The organism is Gammaproteobacteria bacterium (genome assembly GCA_013151035.1).
In the GTDB taxonomy this organism is placed as follows: Bacteria; Pseudomonadota; Gammaproteobacteria; order JAADJB01; family JAADJB01; genus JAADJB01.
In genome coordinates this window covers 82591-98973 of sequence record JAADJB010000019.1, presented here as the reverse complement: position 1 = coordinate 98973, position 16383 = coordinate 82591, and the positions used below count along the sequence as shown (strand labels likewise).

The 16383-nt window shown below is 43.7% G+C and carries 20 protein-coding genes; 2 read left to right on the top strand and 18 right to left on the bottom strand.

What is annotated here, in order from left to right; all coding sequences use genetic code 11:
- Positions 1 to 2: 2 nt before the first annotated feature.
- The 9 genes from GXP22_04825 to nagZ all read right to left on the bottom strand — a co-directional run bounded on the left by GXP22_04825 (position 3) and on the right by nagZ (position 7422).
- Entirely contained in the window at positions 3 to 992 is a 990-nt protein-coding gene (locus GXP22_04825) for an ABC transporter substrate-binding protein (GenBank protein ID NOX08804.1), read from the bottom strand.
- The gene (locus GXP22_04820; protein NOX08803.1) at positions 992 to 1762 is read right to left on the bottom strand and encodes an S-methyl-5'-thioinosine phosphorylase; all 771 of its coding nucleotides are present in this window, start codon (positions 1760 to 1762) and stop codon (positions 992 to 994) included. The genes GXP22_04825 and GXP22_04820 overlap by 1 nt, the downstream gene beginning before the upstream one ends.
- A 45-nt stretch (positions 1763 to 1807) precedes the next feature.
- Complete coding sequence (locus GXP22_04815) at positions 1808 to 2065, bottom strand: type II toxin-antitoxin system RelE/ParE family toxin (GenBank protein ID NOX08802.1); 258 nt, start codon at positions 2063 to 2065, stop codon at positions 1808 to 1810.
- A 26-nt stretch (positions 2066 to 2091) separates the two neighbouring features.
- A complete protein-coding gene (locus GXP22_04810; GenBank protein NOX08801.1) occupies positions 2092 to 2343 on the bottom strand; it encodes a type II toxin-antitoxin system ParD family antitoxin in 252 nt (83 codons plus the stop codon).
- Between the two features lie 101 nt (positions 2344 to 2444).
- A complete protein-coding gene (locus GXP22_04805; protein NOX08800.1) occupies positions 2445 to 4217 on the bottom strand; it encodes a restriction endonuclease in 1773 nt (590 codons plus the stop codon).
- Positions 4218 to 4387: 170 nt separating this feature from the next.
- On the bottom strand, positions 4388 to 4918 hold the full coding sequence (locus tag GXP22_04800; GenBank protein ID NOX08799.1) for a hypoxanthine-guanine phosphoribosyltransferase: 531 nt from the start codon (positions 4916 to 4918) through the stop codon (positions 4388 to 4390).
- Complete coding sequence (locus GXP22_04795; protein ID NOX08798.1) at positions 4918 to 5283, bottom strand: peroxiredoxin; 366 nt, start codon at positions 5281 to 5283, stop codon at positions 4918 to 4920. The genes GXP22_04800 and GXP22_04795 overlap by 1 nt, the downstream gene beginning before the upstream one ends.
- The gene (locus GXP22_04790) at positions 5273 to 6382 is read right to left on the bottom strand and encodes a mechanosensitive ion channel family protein (protein NOX08797.1); all 1110 of its coding nucleotides are present in this window, start codon (positions 6380 to 6382) and stop codon (positions 5273 to 5275) included. The genes GXP22_04795 and GXP22_04790 overlap by 11 nt, the downstream gene beginning before the upstream one ends.
- A 5-nt stretch (positions 6383 to 6387) precedes the next feature.
- Positions 6388 to 7422: a beta-N-acetylhexosaminidase gene (gene nagZ, locus GXP22_04785; GenBank protein NOX08796.1), complete on the bottom strand. Its 1035-nt coding sequence runs from the start codon at positions 7420 to 7422 to the stop codon at positions 6388 to 6390.
- A gap of 168 nt (positions 7423 to 7590) precedes the next feature.
- Between nagZ and GXP22_04780 the strand changes: the two genes are divergently transcribed.
- Positions 7591 to 9159, top strand: a complete 1569-nt coding sequence (locus tag GXP22_04780) for an EAL domain-containing protein (GenBank protein NOX08795.1) — start codon at positions 7591 to 7593, stop codon at positions 9157 to 9159.
- Between the two features lies 1 nt (position 9160).
- Here the strand turns inward: GXP22_04780 and GXP22_04775 are convergent, their stop codons facing one another.
- From GXP22_04775 to GXP22_04735, 9 genes are all read right to left on the bottom strand, one after another.
- Positions 9161 to 9637, bottom strand: coding sequence for a L,D-transpeptidase (locus GXP22_04775; GenBank protein ID NOX08794.1), 477 nt, complete (start codon positions 9635 to 9637; stop codon positions 9161 to 9163).
- 5 nt (positions 9638 to 9642) lie between these two features.
- A complete protein-coding gene (locus GXP22_04770) occupies positions 9643 to 10197 on the bottom strand; it encodes a pseudouridine synthase (protein ID NOX08793.1) in 555 nt (184 codons plus the stop codon).
- A 102-nt stretch (positions 10198 to 10299) separates the two neighbouring features.
- Positions 10300 to 10728 (bottom strand): hypothetical protein, encoded by a 429-nt coding sequence (locus tag GXP22_04765; GenBank protein NOX08792.1) that lies wholly within the window; start codon positions 10726 to 10728, stop codon positions 10300 to 10302.
- The gene (locus tag GXP22_04760) at positions 10685 to 10975 is read right to left on the bottom strand and encodes a succinate dehydrogenase assembly factor 2 (GenBank protein NOX08791.1); all 291 of its coding nucleotides are present in this window, start codon (positions 10973 to 10975) and stop codon (positions 10685 to 10687) included. Before GXP22_04760 ends, GXP22_04765 begins: the two co-directional genes overlap by 44 nt.
- Positions 10972 to 11673, bottom strand: a complete 702-nt coding sequence (locus tag GXP22_04755; GenBank protein NOX08790.1) for a succinate dehydrogenase iron-sulfur subunit — start codon at positions 11671 to 11673, stop codon at positions 10972 to 10974. Before GXP22_04755 ends, GXP22_04760 begins: the two co-directional genes overlap by 4 nt.
- A gap of 9 nt (positions 11674 to 11682) precedes the next feature.
- Positions 11683 to 13446 carry a succinate dehydrogenase flavoprotein subunit gene (sdhA, locus tag GXP22_04750; GenBank protein ID NOX08789.1) on the bottom strand — a complete coding sequence of 588 codons (1764 nt, stop codon included), beginning with the start codon at positions 13444 to 13446 and terminating at the stop codon, positions 11683 to 11685.
- Between the two features lie 23 nt (positions 13447 to 13469).
- On the bottom strand, positions 13470 to 13805 hold the full coding sequence (gene sdhD, locus GXP22_04745; GenBank protein ID NOX08788.1) for a succinate dehydrogenase, hydrophobic membrane anchor protein: 336 nt from the start codon (positions 13803 to 13805) through the stop codon (positions 13470 to 13472).
- Positions 13802 to 14182 carry a succinate dehydrogenase, cytochrome b556 subunit gene (gene sdhC / locus GXP22_04740; GenBank protein ID NOX08787.1) on the bottom strand — a complete coding sequence of 127 codons (381 nt, stop codon included), beginning with the start codon at positions 14180 to 14182 and terminating at the stop codon, positions 13802 to 13804. Before sdhC ends, sdhD begins: the two co-directional genes overlap by 4 nt.
- Positions 14183 to 14282: 100 nt before the next feature.
- A complete protein-coding gene (locus tag GXP22_04735) occupies positions 14283 to 15146 on the bottom strand; it encodes a hemerythrin family protein (GenBank protein ID NOX08786.1) in 864 nt (287 codons plus the stop codon).
- Positions 15147 to 15321: 175 nt separating this feature from the next.
- Between GXP22_04735 and GXP22_04730 the strand changes: the two genes are divergently transcribed.
- The gene (locus GXP22_04730; protein NOX08785.1) at positions 15322 to 16374 is read left to right on the top strand and encodes a folate-binding protein YgfZ; all 1053 of its coding nucleotides are present in this window, start codon (positions 15322 to 15324) and stop codon (positions 16372 to 16374) included.
- Positions 16375 to 16383 lie beyond the last annotated feature (9 nt).

Here is a 16383-nt window from a genome sequence, read left to right as displayed (position 1 = left end):
TTCTATTCCTGATTAATAAAGCGCAGGTCAAGGTAGTGTTCGGGATTAACAGGTGCATTATCCCATAAACCCATCGTTATCAGATATTGTGCCATTGCCACAATATCTGTCTTGTGCGGAGTCATATCACTATAGTCAATCCAGTCAGGGGGATCCGTCAGCACCCTTTCAAATACCGATGCCGGTGACCCGGTATAATCCTCCCCCATTACTGCAGCCTCATGTGGATTGGCCTCGATAAACGCACCCGCATGTAATAACTGGATAACAAGTTCCTGTAGCTGTTGTGGCCGTTCTTCAATAAATCTGTCCGTTACCAGCAATACATGATCCATGTGGTCTTTCCATATATCAGGTGATATTGCCACCATCCAGCCTACACCAAGCTCAATAGATTTATTGCCCTCCGGTTCGCCGACAATAAACCCATCAATTTCTCCCCTGCGTAGTGAACCTATCATATCGCGTGGAGGCATTCCTACGACAATAATATTGTCCTGGGGTATAGCGTGCTGTCGCATAAATATATGTAACAACACATTATGTTGAGAATAAATATGAGGGACAGCAATAATTCTTTTTTGTTTTTTTAACTGTTCAATTGATTTTATTTTATCGGATAACACAAAACCATTGCCGTTACGGTCAGCCGTCATAACGATTTTACCGGGGAATCCTTCTCGAATTAGATTCATGGCGAGAGGCGATAAAATAAAGGTTCCTGCTAACTTGCCGGATTGCATATCCTCAACCACGTCATTCCAGTCATGGTTTTGTATGGTCTGCAATTGAAATCTCTTAAGCTGATGTCCCTGAAATTTTTTTTCTACAATAGCCAAAGGCAAATGCCCACCACAGATCAAACGACCGATGTTGACCGTATCAAGTTTATTTTCATCATTGATTTTAACTTTAGGTTCACTGCCTGTATGGGAATCACCGGCAAGCAGATTTAGAAAAAAACCTACAAGGACGATAGCTAAAAAATGCATTACAAATTAATATCACAGGGTGTCGTTACCATTTGCCCCAATAATTTACGCACATAAACCATGCCGCTCACCAGATTCTGTTCAATATCTCGCATAGTAATCGTTTGATCGCCACGCCCGGCGGCTCTGTTGGCAATTACGGCACAGGTGACGTAATGCATTTCCAGTTCCTTAGCCAATGCCGCTTCGGGCATACCGGTCATGCCGACCAGATCACAACCATCACGCTCCATACGATTGATCTCGGCGGCAGTTTCTAAACGCGGGCCCTGAGTTGCACCATAGGTACCACCATTATAATAGGGAACCGATGCGGCATCAGCGGCTTTAATCAATGCCGCCCTCAGATTAGGACAATAAGGGTAGGAAAAATCAATGTGCGTCACATGGTCAATATCATTGCCTTCAAAAAAAGTATGTTTACGCATCGAGGTGTAATCAATAATCTGTTCAGGTATCACCAATGTGCCAACAGGCATATCAGCATTGATACCACCCACTGCAGCAATAGCAACAATCTGGCTAACCCCGGCATGCTTCAACGCCCATATATTAGCGCGATAATTAATATGATGCGGTGGAATTCTGTGCCCCGAGCCATGACGGGCAAGAAACACAATGGGGATGTTATTCAGACAACCATGAACCAGGGGTGCTGATGGACGACCATAAGGTGTGTGTACCACCTCGCGTCGTTCAATCTCGAAGTTTTCGATTTGATTCAGACCCGTGCCACCAATCACGGCGATGGTGTAGTTTTTAGTGCTCATGTTCAGGGAACCCATGCTTTTATGGCCTGATATTAATCAAGCCTGTTATAAGTGTCGCTTAATTTCCATATTTTCACCAAGCACACGTACTATATCAATTACTTTTGATGATGGGTGATAAATAACAAAATGATGTTTGAAATGGTAAAGTCTGTAACCTTTCCGGATAAGTTCAATATCACTCCCTATCCCTGGGTTTTCAGATAGCTCCTCAATTGCCTGCCCGAGTGCATTTGTGTAAATATCCGCTTGTCTTTCTCCGAAATTATTACAGGTGTAACGCCAGATTTTTTTTAATATCATTTCTAGCTTGTGGTCGTATTAAGACTTCAGGCATTCAACCCCGCATCTTTTTTAGCCTCTTGAATAATATCGTGTATATCAAAAGATACAGCATCGCCACTTTCTTCACCTTGAATAATTGCAGTGCGTAAAGATTCCAGCCGGGTGTGATATATTTCATCCTGTTGCATTTTTAATCGCAATGCCTCGCGAATAACCTCACTCGCGTTATTATAAATCCCATCATCCAGTTGTTTCTGAATATAGGTCTCAAAGGTTGAGCTTAAGCTAACGTTCATAAATTGATGCCTCCACAGAATAAATATATATCGCGTGTCCATTTATGTCAATATTGGACACAAATTTTCCTGGAGACCCCAATAATTAGTAATTAACAGAGTTATGGCTCATATGCATTAGATTTTTCCTCAGCTAATATCTTTTTAGCTTCTTTTAAATCAATTTTAGCTCTATGCCCATGTTTTTCGAGCAAATGAAGTAAATTTCCACCATTTAATAATGTGAGTGGCTTTCCTTTAATAAATTCATAAGCATCGGGGCCAAAATCGGCTGTTGTTACAAGAATACCCTTTGTTGCTCCTTCATTTACTGTTGTTCCAAATAAATCTCTTACAGCAGAAACCCCAACAACATTTGTATATCTCTTTGCTTGAATAACGATTTTTCCTCCTCGTATTGGGTCAGGGTCGAAGGCAATAGCATCAACGCCTCCGTCACGGCTTGCTTGTGTTATTTTTACTTCACCGCCTGAACTAACAAATTCTTTTTCAAATACTTCACGAATTAGATTTTCAAAATCTTTCCAATCCATAGCAGCAAGATTATCTGTCTCATCAATTCCATCTACCACTTCGTAAGCTGAAACAAAACGTCGATCTTCCTTGTTTATATTGATAATTGGTGCAACAGGTGATAATCCATGTAGCTTGCTGCTACCGACACCCTTAAGTTGTTTGAAACTGGCTTTTGGATCAGCTTTTCCAAGATTAATTGCTAAAAATTCATCCCTAGATGCTTGGAGGGACATAATGCAAGAGTTTACGTTATGCCCAGTTGCTTTATCTATTGAATTAACCCACCCATTGAATACAATCGAATCAATCGCATTTACAACATCTGCCTCATACAATTCATGAATTGTCCTTATCGAAATTTGATAAAGAAGCCCGTCATATAGTTTATTTAATGCAGTACTGGACAGGTTGGTTTCAATAAATTCATCCCTTGAAACAATATATTTCACTGCCTTGATTGTTGGTAAAATATCCAGATCTGGAAGAGAATAATCGATGATTAATATTTTAGTATCTGCTTGATAATCAATATCCCATTCTTGTGGGAAATAATTTGGATATTTTGAATTTGTTAATACCATTTCACAGTAATCAGAAACGGCTCCAGCATCCTTGTTTTGGTATTCTGATTTCTTGGCTAATATTTTATTGTTGCTCTCTTTTTTCTTTTGTTCGTGGTTGCTTTTTTTATTTACCCAACCGCCGATCAATTCATCCTGTTTTTTATCAAAGGCTTTTTTATGAATCTCCCAATCTTTAATGTTTTTTTGGTAATCAGATTCTATTCCTTCATTTTTTTTCTGGGTTTTCTGTTTGTTTTTCTTCCATCCTTCATAGTCAGAATTAAATAATTTTTCCGCTTCATCTTCTTTTATTTTTCTTGATTTAGATAATAGTTTATCGAAAAAACCCAATTTAGGCTTGTATTTCACATTTGTTCTATTTGGTTCAGAAGGATTCTGAGCCGGTTTAGGCTTGATTGGCTTCTTTGTGGAATATTTCTTTTTAATAGGTTTTTTTATAGAATATTTTTTATTGTCCAGCAAACTAGACCAATCAATTGCATCATCGACTTTTAGTGTATGCAGTAATATTGTTTCGAGTTTATTTATAGCTTCCATTGCTTCTTTTGTTTTTGTTTTTGCTAGTTCTTTTTTTTCTTCTTTACTTCTAATTGCAGATTCTCTATCTTTCTTTTTTTGTTCTGCTATTTGTTTTTTATCCCACATCTCATCCCAAGTGATTCGCTGTGCAGCGGCTTTTTGCTCAACGATATATTTATCTGAACCACGTATATGGCGATATTTGTTTAGCCCATTATGACGAACTTCAATTTCCCATATTTCACGATATGCCATATTACGTTTCCCCTGTACGTACTCTTGTGAAATCTAACGCTAAAAATCACTGCTGTCCCGTTAACTCAAGAGATAAGGATTGTTCTTCTCTAACAGAGACCGTTGCCCGCATGGACGCGGGCATCGAGCCTACATGGATGTATTCACAGCGATGGTATAGCTTTTAGTAGTCATATTGCATAAATCCCGTCTGCGTTACGCCAATAGTGATCCAGATCCATACCGAAGCCAAAGACGTAATAATCATCGATCTCCAACCCGGTGAAATCAATCTCGATCTCACATTGACGTTGCTGGAGTTTTTTCTTTAACAATATGCCACAATAAACAGCGCTGGCTTCCTGTTCCTTGCAATAATCTATCACCCTTGCCAGCGTGATGCCTTGCTCCATGATATCATCCAGTAATAAAACTGCGCGCCCTTTCAGGCTGGTTTGTGGCTTGTTGATCCAGTGTAATTCACCACCCTCTTGTGCCCCCTGATAACGAGTGGCATGTAGATAATCCAGTTGCAACGGGAAGTTTAATAAGGGCAGTATCTGTCCGGTTAGAACCAGTCCACCATTCATAACACAAATAACAACAGGTTGGCTAGCGGGCAATGTCGGGTGTTGATTGATCTCATCAGCCATCTGTTGTATCGCGTTATTGACCTCATCACGGGTGTAGATACAACGGGCGTTCTGGCGTGCCTGATCCATTAGAAAGTCATCACCCGGCAATCACTATCCATTGCCTCGCTAATGATATAGGCCTCCCCCACCGTATCCTGAATCTCACTGATACTATTCGCTTCCATACTCTCCATCATGGCTGAGCAGACCTTAAAGACAACACCGTCATCAACGCTCTCCTTGATTAGATCATGCAGGCTATGATGGCTATGCAGGTGTGAAGGTAACCCTTGTGCGATCCCTTCACAGGCCAGTTTGGCGGCATGACCGGTAAAGATAACCTCAACCTCATATTCCATTGCAGCTGCCACCCGACTGCGTGAGAGTATAGTTGCCATCGACAAGGTATCGCCAGGGTCTTGTGAGATGATGATCAATAATTTACTCGGCATTGCCTTGTCCTGCCATCATATCTGATGGTAACGGCTTGGCAAGATGCAAGGTGGATGTTGGGAAGGCTATCTCGGCACCATGTTGTGCAATGATTGCATTGATCTTTAACAACACATCCTGCTTGATTTCATGAAACTCTGTCCATACGGTGGTATGCGTGAAGGTATAGACAAAAAAGTCCAGCGATGACGGGGCAAAACTGGTGAAGTTGACCATCAAGGTCTGAGACGTGTCAATGGCCTCATGGTTTTGTAGCATAGTACGCACATCCTGAGTGATCTGAGCCATCTTGTCGGCATCATCATAGCGTATACCAATGGTTTCATAGATCCTGCGATGTGACATGCGTTGTGGGTTCTCAACGGCAATGGCCATAAAAATTGAATTGGGTATATAGATCGGACGTTTGTCAAAACTACGGATACGGGTGAGTCGCCAGCCGATAGATTCAACCGTCCCCTCGATATTACGATCAGGTGAACGAATCCAGTCACCCACTGCAAAGGGGCGATCCAGATAGATCATTAACCCACCAAAGAAATTAGCCAGTAGATCCTTAGCAGCAAAGCCGACCGCAATACCACCGATACCGCCGAATGCCAGCACACCCGATATACTAAAACCCAGAGTCTGCATGGCAACCAGGGCAGAGGTAATAATAATCGACAAACGTGTCAGTTTGGTAATGGCATCAATCGTGGTGCGATCAAAGTCCTTCTCCTGCTGTTGATTAATAGTAATCAGATTAACCTGAACACTGTTAGTCAGGCGTACCAGAAACCAGGTAATGGCTGTAATAATGCCAATATCACGAATCGGCCCCAGTGCCATAAAGATACTGGCCTCGGTCTCCTGGTAGATGATCTCCGCAGCAAAGGTAATACCGATCGCCCAGATCAATAGACTTGCTGGTTTTTGTGCCGATTCGATTAAGGCATCATCCCACGGGGTTTTTGTCGCCTGTACTTGTTTGTGCAGATGTACCAGGATGCGACGTTGCAGAAAATCAAGGAGCAAGGTAATAAACACAACAACAAAGACCTGAATAATCCAGTCTTCCCATATTTGCCAGTTATCAATGTAATTAATAAAATCCATAGGTGTTAAGAATCCTGATTGTTTGCATAACCGTGCACCATGGCAACGGCCTGTGACCAGTGAATATTATCATGTAATTCATCCCATGTAATATGTCGATGCCCATGAAGATGAGCCAGTCTTATGCCGGAGACCGGATTACTATCCTCTGCCAGGTCTTGCACCACCTCAATGGCCTGCTGGGGGTGATTACAAACCAGCACCATATCACAACCCGCATCCAGCGCTGTTCTAGCGCGTGCCGGATAATCCCCCGCACCCGCCGCAGCCTCCATGCTCAGATCATCACTAAAGATTGCACCTTGATAATTCAGCTCGCCACGCAATACCTGTTCCAACCAGAAGCGGGAATAACTCACAATCTGTTCATCAATATGAGGATACTGTATATGTGCTGTCATCAGTGCATTGATACCATAGTGAACCATCCGTTCAAACACAATAAGATCATCCATACGCACATCAGGGTAGCCGCGTGTGTCCACTGGCAGGCTTAGATGTGAATCGGCGATAACGGAGCCATGTCCAGGGAAATGCTTGCCAACAGGCTGCATCCCCGCACGTAACATACCGTGTTGATAGGCATGAGCCAGATCAGCGACAACTTCCGCTTGTTGGTGGAAGGCGCGATCACCAATGACCTCGCTCTGCTCTTTGTTCAAATCCAGTACCGGGGCAAAACTCAGGTCTACCCCACAAGCCAGTAACTCACTTGCCATTAACCAACCGGTAATCTCTGCTAGTAACAGGGCGTGTCGACGTTCATGTGTGTATAACAGCCCCAGTTCAGCAACCGCTGGCAGGTGTGTAAAACCCTCTCGAAAACGTTGTACCCGACCTCCTTCCTGATCAACGGCAATTAACAGACGTGGGGTTCGCGTCTCATGGATAGCTCGGGTTAATGCCTGGAGTTGTTGTGGTGATTCGAAATTGCGCGCAAACAGGATAACACCTCCTACGCTGGGGTGTTTCAACAGATCTTTTTCCTCTTCCAGAAGCTGAAGTCCTTGTAGATCCAGCATGACAGGCCCTAAGGTCATTGCTCACCCTTTAATATGATTATCATGGGGCTTATTGTACCTTTATTAGTATTAATTGGAATACATCAAAACACCTGAAAAATCACTAAAGTTAAGCTGTTATCTGACGATAGATCTGCAAGTCAACCATCATCAGGGATGTGCTACTGAAAAGAGAAAAAATTTATTATGCGTGTTAGATTACGATCACTAACCCTGATATCAACTATATTGCTGCTTTTAGCGATAATCTTCTCTGGAGCAGGAATAAATCCGGAATTATTCTCTCTTAATAACCAGAGTCTACAACAAATCATTTTACTTACCCTTGGCATATTCTTTGTCATTACCCTGACGCTTGGTTATCAGTTTATTCGTCATATCGAGCAGCAAAATATACAGCTTTCTCACAAGGCACACCACGATGACCTGACTCAATTACCCAATCGCGCCTTTTTATACCGGGAAATTGATGCCGTTATTGAGCATTCCCGATTAAATGAAAGTCCACTGGTCTTGTGTATTATCGACCTTAATCGCTTCAAAGAGGTCAATGATACCCTTGGGCATCATGCCGGTGATGAACTACTGAAAGAAGTAAGCAATCGAATCACAGGAACATTGCGTAAACGGGATATATTGGCGCGTTTAGGCGGAGATGAATTTGCCTTACTATTGCCTGACACAACAATCGAAGAAGCCGTTTGCTGCATGGAACGGATTAATGATTGTTTGGAAAAAAACTTTGTCATTGCCAATATTGATCTGGAAATAAGAGCCAGCATGGGACTATCCAGCTTCCCTGAACACGGCAGCAATGCCTCTACCCTTCTCCAACATGCCGACACCGCCATGTATCAATCAAAGAAAACAAATAGCCCTTATTCTGTTTATGAAAAAACAGAAGACCCTCATAGTGTGCAACGACTGGCCTTGCGCAGTGGACTCAGACAGGCCATCGAGAACGATGAGCTACTATTACACTTTCAACCCAAGATTGATCTACATCGCAAAAAAATCACTAGTGTAGAAGCTCTGGTTCGCTGGCAACATCCGGAATATGGTTTTATCTCACCCGATGAGTTCATCCCCATTGCTGAACAAAATGGCTTAATTAATGCGCTAACAATGTGGGTTCTTAATGATGCCCTACATCAATGTTCAATCTGGCGTAACAAGGGAATATTTATCAATATGGCGTTTAATCTGTCAGCACGTAGCTTACAGGATATCAGCATCCCCAAACAGATTGATACACTGCTAAAGAAATGGGGGCTGCCCGCTAATTGTCTGGTGCTAGAGGTTACAGAAAGTGCCATGATGAAGGACATTGTCAGGGCTAAAGAAATTCTGGATAAACTGGATGTAATGGGTGTCACCCTGTCGATTGATGATTTTGGCACGGGATTTTCTTCATTATCCTACCTCAATCAGCTCCCCGTTGATGAACTCAAGATTGATCGTTCCTTCGTTACTGATATGACACGTAATGAGAATAATGCCATTATCGTACGCTCTATTATCGATCTCGCTCATAATATGGGGCGTAGTGTTGTTGCCGAGGGCGTTGAGGACAAAGAGACATTAAATGTACTGGAAATATTAGGCTGTGACGTGGTTCAAGGGTATTTATTCAGTCGCCCTCTGCCTGCTGAAAAACTGGAGGCCTGGTTGCATGATAGCCGCTGGGGTATCAGCAAGGAGAATGTTCGCTTAATCAAGATGGGAGACGTTCAAGCTAATGCGGTTTTGGCTTGATTCACTGAACAATCACAGGCGTTCCTGGTTCTACCTGATCAAATAATGCCACAACATCCTGATTATGCATACGAATACAGCCATGTGATCCGGGCTGACTCAGTTGACAATCATCAGGACAACCATGAATGTAGATGAAACGTTGCATGGTATCAACTTCACCCAGACGATTTTTACCCTTCTCCATACCACTCAGCCATAGAATACGCGTTAGAATCCAGTCGCGTTGTGGATATTGTTGTGCCAGTGCTTCGTTATAGATCTCACCGGTGGGTCTACGGGCAACAAACACCGTATTGAGCGGGCAATTTGAACCTATCATGGCACGAATCTGATGCTGCCCCCTTGGGGTGCATTCACTGCCGTTCAGTTCTCCTGCACCCTTTTTTGCAGTGGATATTGGGTAGCGTTGAACGGATTGATCGCTCTTATGTAATTCGAGTTGCTGATCTTGAATGCTGATTTTTATATGATTAATCACTGTTATTTCGTTAACTCAGTTTCATCAATTTCATCCCATGCACCTGGTTTTAGGCCATCCAGTGTGATTGATCCAATGGCATAACGAATCAGGCGCAGGGTTGGGAACCCCACGGCTGCGGTCATGCGCCTCACCTGTCGGTTCTTTCCTTCCTTAATGCCCAGTTCAATCCAACTGGTGGGGATATTGGCACGTTGACGTATCGGTGGGTCGCGTGGCCAGAGCGTGGCGGGTTCATTAATTCTACGACAATACGCCTTCTTAGTCATGCCATCTTTCAACGACACGCCTTGTTGCAGTTGTTGAATAGCGGAGTCATTGATTTCACCTTCAAGCTGTACCCAGTAACGTTTTTCCAGTTTATGTTTGGGGTCAGAGATACGATGCTGCAGACGACCGTCATCGGTCAACAATAATAGGCCCTCACTATCGTGATCCAGTCTGCCCGCAGGGTAGACCTTTTTTAGGTCGATATAGCTTGCCAGGGTGGTGTGTGTACCATCCTCACGGAATTGTGTGAGTACCCGGAAGGGTTTGTTGAAACGGATTGTTGTCATTAGTTAATGGTACGCTCATACCCAACAGATCTGAACCAAAGAGTGTGAATTATTTCGACATTTCCGGTCATTGTTTAATGGTGCGTACTACGCACCAATCAATTATCCGCATGACTGAATCTTCAAATGCACATAAAGTTGTCGAAAGTGATGAGCATCCAGCATATCAACGGGGATCAACAAAGCTAGACCTCGTTCTTTATCTCCCTGTAAGAAAAAACCGATAAACCAGCGACAGTAAAAGACGGATGAGATCGTTTTTATAACATAATCATTATTAACCCGGGTCTTGAAATACACGCGCCATTCACCATCACCCTGCCAGCTAAGATAATCAATCCCGAACGAGGTGTCATGCGCCAGATAATCATGATAATGACGATAGCCCTGCCACAATACCAGCAATAGACTGCTATAGAACAGACTAGCAGGGAGATCGGAGAACAACAGGACGGTAATGGTTGTAAGGTAAGCGACTATCAGTAAGCTACTCAGTATCTTCGATGGTTGCAGTTTGATGATTAACGGCATCCCGCATCTTTTGTACGACATCGGCTAGTTCCCCTTCCCTGGGTATCTGACGACCCATTAGCCATTCAAGCAATAAGGGGTCGGGTGTCTTTAATAATAATTCAAAGTGTTCACGTGATTCGTTATTCAGTTGTGCGTAACCTAGTTCCAGGAATTTGAGCAGAAACAGATCAAGCTCACGCATCCCGCGTCGACATTGCCAGTATAGGCGACCACCCTGGGCAATATCACTCGACGCACAATTCATAATGAGCGTTTTAGCATCTTGTCCTTGATCAAACCAATCGCCCGTTTTGGATTCAGGCTCTTGGGGCAGACATCGACACAATTCATAATGCTGTGACAACGAAACAGGCGGTTTGGCCCATCCAGGTCAGCCAGACGTTCATCGGTTGCCTGATCACGGTTATCGGCCAGGAAACGCCAGCTCTGTAATAATGCCGCCGGGCCAAGGAAGGTATCCGTATTCCACCAGAAGGATGGACAAGCGGTTGAGCAACAACCACACAGGATACACTCATAATAGCCGTTCAGTTGTTCGCGTTGATCCGGGCTTTGCAGACGCTCGACCTCGGGCATCGGATCTTTGTTCATTAAATAGGGTTTAACAGATCGGTACTGTCGATAGAACGGTTCCAGGTCAACAATCAAATCACGAATCACCGGCATCCCTGGCATTGGGCGTATCACAACGGGTTGTTCCAGATCATCTAACGCAGTAACACAAGCCAGACCATTACGACCATTGATATTCATGCCATCGGAGCCACAAACACCCTCACCGCAGGAACGCCTGAAGCTCAGTGTTTCATCCTGTGCCTTTAATAATAACAAGGCATCAAGGAGCTTCATGCCTGACTCGATTTTGTCTTCTGTCAGTTCACAGTCCTGCATGTAGGGTTTTATATTGGTTTCAGGGTTATAACGGTATATTGAGAATTTCATACCAGATTCCTAATAGACTCTCGGTTTGGGTGGGAAGGCATCAACCGTCATTGGGCGTGTCCGTACAGGCTTGTAATCCAACGTGCGATTTTTTTTATAGTACAGACTATGTTTTAACCAATGCACATCATCTCGCTCCGGGAAATCAATACGCGTATGCGCACCACGACTTTCCTGACGCCGCAGAGCTGAGGACACTGTGGCGAGCGCAATATCCATCAGGTTTTCCAGTTCCATTGCCTCGATCCGTGCGGTATTGAAGATCTTACTGTGATCTTTAAGTCGTGCATTTTGTAGCCGCTGTTCCAGTGCAATAACCTTATCCAGCCCCTGTTTCAATACCTCCTCGGTTCTAAATACCCCGCAGTGTTCTTCCATCACCTGTGTCAATTCCTGGCGTAATTGATCAACTGATTCACCCTCACCCTTTCGATCCCAACGTCGTAGACGTGTCATTGCATATTCAACATCAGAATCCGACATCTCCCGGTGATAACGATGTTCTGCCAGGTACTCGATAATGTGATTTGCCGAGGCGCGCCCAAAAACCAGGATATCCAGTAATGAGTTACCACCTAGACGATTACCGCCATGCACCGAGACACAGGCGCATTCCCCGGCCGCATAAAGACCAGGGATAGGTTCTTCCGCTCCTTGCTGCACTGGAACAACAACCTGACCAAAACGATTACTGGGAATGCCTCCCATGGTGTAGTGGGCGGTTGGATAGATTGGCACCGGTTCTGTGGCGGCATCGATACCGAGAAAGGTCTTGATCATGTCGTAGATGCCCGGCAGGCGTTCGGTGAGAATTTCACGACCAAGATGTTCTATGCGCAACAGGATATAATTCTTGTCCGGGCCACAACCCCTGCCCTCACGGATCTCGGTGGCTACGGCACGACTAACAACATCACGACAGGCAAGGTCTTTTGCCTTAGGTGCATAACGCTCCATGAAACGTTCACCTTCACTATTTTCCAGGTAGCCCCCTTCACCACGCGCAGCCTCACTAATCAACATACCTTTACCGGCAATACCGGTGGGATGAAATTGAAAGAATTCCATATCCTGCAATGGAATATCGGCACGCAACGCCATTGCCATACCATCGCCGGTATTAATCAGGGCGTTGGTATTGGTACGAAATAGCTGGCCGGCACCCCCCGTTGCTATCAGTGTTGTCTTTGCCTCAATAATCAGTGGTTCGCCAGTAGCAATGTTGAGTACCAGGGCACCAAGGATAAAACCCGATACATCCCGAATCAAATCCACTGAAAAATATTCATCAAAGAAATGGGTCTTGAGACGAATGTTTTGTTGATACAGGCTCTGTAGAATGGCATGTCCGGTACGATCGGCTGCCGCACAAGTTCGTGTAGCCTGATCACCACCAAAATCCTTGCTCTGACCACCAAAGGGACGTTGATATATCTTGCCATTATCTAATCGGGAGAAAGGTACGCCCATGTGTTCAAGCTCATACACCACATGCGGTGCTGCTCGGCACATATATTCAATGGCATCCTGATCACCCAGATAATCACTACCCTTCACAGTATCAAACATGTGCCAGTGCCAGTTATCATCATCAACATTTGCCAGCGCTGCATTCACACCACCCTGCGCGGCAACGGTATGTGAGCGGGTGGGAAAGACCTTGGATACCACTGCAACATGAGCGTCTGCCTCAGCCAGTTGCAAGGCAGCCCTGAGACCAGCCCCACCAGCACCAATAATCAGGGTATCAAATTTTCTACGTTCTATCGACATACAGGTTCCATATAAGTGTTTTTCTACATTACCCTGATAAGTATCATAATTGACCACAAACCACTTAAAATAAGCGTTATTGCAATCACGCTGAGTATCAATAAACGGCTAGGAAAATGGTTAATATAATCAATTACGGCATCTCTTACGCCCACCCATGCGTGCAGGATCAAGGCAAGGATAAAACCCTGGGTTGCAATATTAAACCAGTGTATCGCAAATAGTTCACGCCATTGAGACCCGCTTTCAATCGGGTAAAACATCATACTAATTATGGCAATACTAATATATAGAAGTAAATAGATGGCTGTGACACGTTGTAGCATCCATGCACGCAAGCCCTGTAGCAACATACTCACAGACGATACCCGAGATAATAAACAGCGACTAATAACGCGACTAGATTGACCCAGCGAGCTGAATGAGCCGCTTTTTTACGCTCATCACCAATATGAATATCCAGCAACAGGAAACGAATACCCGCCAGTAAATGCTGTGTCAGAGCCCAGACCAGAGCAACCGACAGGAAGACAACGAAACCATGATGCATAAGCTTTTGAACAATTAAAAATCCCTGTTCACCTTGTAGCGATAGATCAAAAACATATAGGGCGGGGATAATTAATGCAAACATGAACAGACCGGAGAGTCGGTGCAAAATTGAGGTAATAGCAGGTAAGGGAAAATGAATCGCAAATAGATTCAGGAATCTTGGTCGATTATCTACGTTATGCATATAGGCCTGACTCTCCTGTGTTATCACCCTGTTAAGGATGCCTTATACTTTATACCATTGCTGTCTCGTTAACTCAAGAGACAAGGATTGCGCTTCTCTATCATTTAATATAAGCAACATATCCCATATCAGCATCCCTTATATGGTCAATTAACCAGCTTTTAAGAAAAGAAATAATCTCTGTCTCAGCACAGCCAACACCGTCATTACACATCCTTTGAAACATACTTATTTTTTTAATGAATTTTTTGTGCATAGTTTGATGCACCTCCAGATCAGGGTAATCGCTTTCCTGTAACAGAGCCTCTTCCATACTAAATTGTGCCTTCGCATGATCAACCAGGCTTGCCAATACCTGTTTGGAAGTGGAATCTTTTAGTCTAATGGCTTCATCCAGATCATTGATTAAATCAAAAAAACCAAGCGACTGTGTATCAATGACATCAATACCGGTATAACAATCATCAGGTAAGCCAATCTTTTCAACACTAACAGGTATTTGTTCATTATAAAGCGCTGATTTTTTAATCGATATCACCCCACCTAATGTATCTGACCCATCATTGGTATGCCCGGTTATATAAGCAGCGTAGTTCATATCCGATCTGTTGATATGATTAATAATCCAGTCCATCAGAAAAAACATAATCTCGACTTCAAGCCCCGGAATGCCTTTTTTATACTTGGCATGAAAATGAATGACTTTTTCGACCAGATCCTGGTGCGTTTTTTTATGTTTTTCAAGATCCGGGTAATTGTGCTGGGCTAACAATTCTTCTTCAGCCTTAAAGTGATAATTAATGTAATCAATCAATTCATTCAGTAATTGTTCGAGAAAGGCATCGTTTTTATTTTCACTAATGGCTTCATCAAAACTTTGGATCATTTTCACCAATGACAGATGTTGTTCATCGATATGCTCAATTCCTGTTTTCAAGACAGATGATAACGCTAGGCTGGTCAAGACTATCTCCTTTAGCTTAGGTAGCAATAATACAAATTATTTATAACATAAACCCTTTATATTGTCTTGTTTTTCAGGAAGATCCCCCTCAATTAATAATGGGACTCATAAAACAACAGCAAGATTATGCTATGGTACGTGTTTTAGTAAACATGCAGGCAAGAGAACAAACAAGATGAAAGCAAGCTGGCGTACCTTTCTCGAACAAAATGGTGCAGAGTTTAATGATGCAGGCAGACTATTCAGTTTTGGTAATGCCAATCGTGAGCGGTGTATAACAACGACGGGGACAGTCTTCGCTGACCTCTCCCACTATGGTCTTATTTCTGTTCACGGTAAAGATGCAGAAGATTTTTTACAAGGTCAATTCAGTAATGATATCCGTGATATTGATGATACACATACCCAACTGAGCAGTTACTGCACGCCCAAGGGACGGATGCTGGGTAATTTTCGTGTGTTTCGTCGTGCAGATACCTATTATCTTAAGATACCTCAACAACGACTCGATAGCGTCATTAACCGGTTACGCATGTTTGTTTTACGCGCCGAGGTTAGTCTTGAGAATGCCAGTGAGTCTTTTATTGGCATCGGGGTCTCCGGCAATGATGCTATGACTTTGTTACAAAAGGCCTGCGGCTGTGATTTACCTGTTGCTGTTGATGAGGTGGTTCAAGCCGCTGATGTCACTATTATTCGCGTAATGGGTATTGTCCCTCGCTTTGAGGTTTTTGGCCCATCTGAAAAAATAATGGCATTATGGGATAACCTGAATGTTGCAGCCGCACCCATTGGACAAGATTATTGGGACTCACTGGATATTCTAGCCGGGATTCCGGTTATTCTGGATGCTACCGCAGAGGCCTTTGTGCCACAAATGGCCAATATGCAATTAATTAACGGGGTTAGTTTCAAAAAAGGGTGTTATACCGGCCAGGAGATTGTGGCGCGTATGCAGTATTTGGGTAAGGTCAAGCGCCGTACCTATCTGGCTCAAATAGATAGTGAATCAGCCCCACAGGCAGGTGACACCTTGTTCTCCAGCAACTCGACATCGGCTCAGGGCGCGGGCAAGATCATTAATGCCAGCCCCTATGCTGATGGTGGCTATGTCTGCCTGGCAGTCATTGAAATCGCCAGTGTCAAACAGGGTGATATTTATCTAGGTAGCAAGAGTGGTGCTGCACTTAAACTGATGGATTTACCCTACGAGGTTCCAGAGGAATAACACAGCTTC

Coding starts and splice junctions, on each gene's coding strand:
- sdhC (NOX08787.1), bottom strand. CDS start 14,182: ATGCATAACGTAGATAATCGACCAAGATTCCTGAATCTATTTGCGATT.
- GXP22_04755 (NOX08790.1), bottom strand. CDS start 11,673: ATGAAATTCTCAATATACCGTTATAACCCTGAAACCAATATAAAACCC.
- GXP22_04805 (NOX08800.1), bottom strand. CDS start 4,217: ATGGCATATCGTGAAATATGGGAAATTGAAGTTCGTCATAATGGGCTA.
- GXP22_04790 (NOX08797.1), bottom strand. CDS start 6,382: ATGGATTTTATTAATTACATTGATAACTGGCAAATATGGGAAGACTGG.
- nagZ (NOX08796.1), bottom strand. CDS start 7,422: ATGACCTTAGGGCCTGTCATGCTGGATCTACAAGGACTTCAGCTTCTG.
- GXP22_04815 (NOX08802.1), bottom strand. CDS start 2,065: ATGATATTAAAAAAAATCTGGCGTTACACCTGTAATAATTTCGGAGAA.
- GXP22_04780 (NOX08795.1), top strand. CDS start 7,591: ATGCGTGTTAGATTACGATCACTAACCCTGATATCAACTATATTGCTG.
- GXP22_04760 (NOX08791.1), bottom strand. CDS start 10,975: ATGAATTGTGCGTCGAGTGATATTGCCCAGGGTGGTCGCCTATACTGG.
- GXP22_04795 (NOX08798.1), bottom strand. CDS start 5,283: ATGCCGAGTAAATTATTGATCATCATCTCACAAGACCCTGGCGATACC.
- GXP22_04765 (NOX08792.1), bottom strand. CDS start 10,728: ATGCCGTTAATCATCAAACTGCAACCATCGAAGATACTGAGTAGCTTA.
- GXP22_04820 (NOX08803.1), bottom strand. CDS start 1,762: ATGAGCACTAAAAACTACACCATCGCCGTGATTGGTGGCACGGGTCTG.
- sdhA (NOX08789.1), bottom strand. CDS start 13,446: ATGTCGATAGAACGTAGAAAATTTGATACCCTGATTATTGGTGCTGGT.
- GXP22_04800 (NOX08799.1), bottom strand. CDS start 4,918: ATGGATCAGGCACGCCAGAACGCCCGTTGTATCTACACCCGTGATGAG.
- GXP22_04730 (NOX08785.1), top strand. CDS start 15,322: ATGAAAGCAAGCTGGCGTACCTTTCTCGAACAAAATGGTGCAGAGTTT.
- GXP22_04770 (NOX08793.1), bottom strand. CDS start 10,197: ATGACAACAATCCGTTTCAACAAACCCTTCCGGGTACTCACACAATTC.
- GXP22_04810 (NOX08801.1), bottom strand. CDS start 2,343: ATGAACGTTAGCTTAAGCTCAACCTTTGAGACCTATATTCAGAAACAA.
- GXP22_04825 (NOX08804.1), bottom strand. CDS start 992: ATGCATTTTTTAGCTATCGTCCTTGTAGGTTTTTTTCTAAATCTGCTT.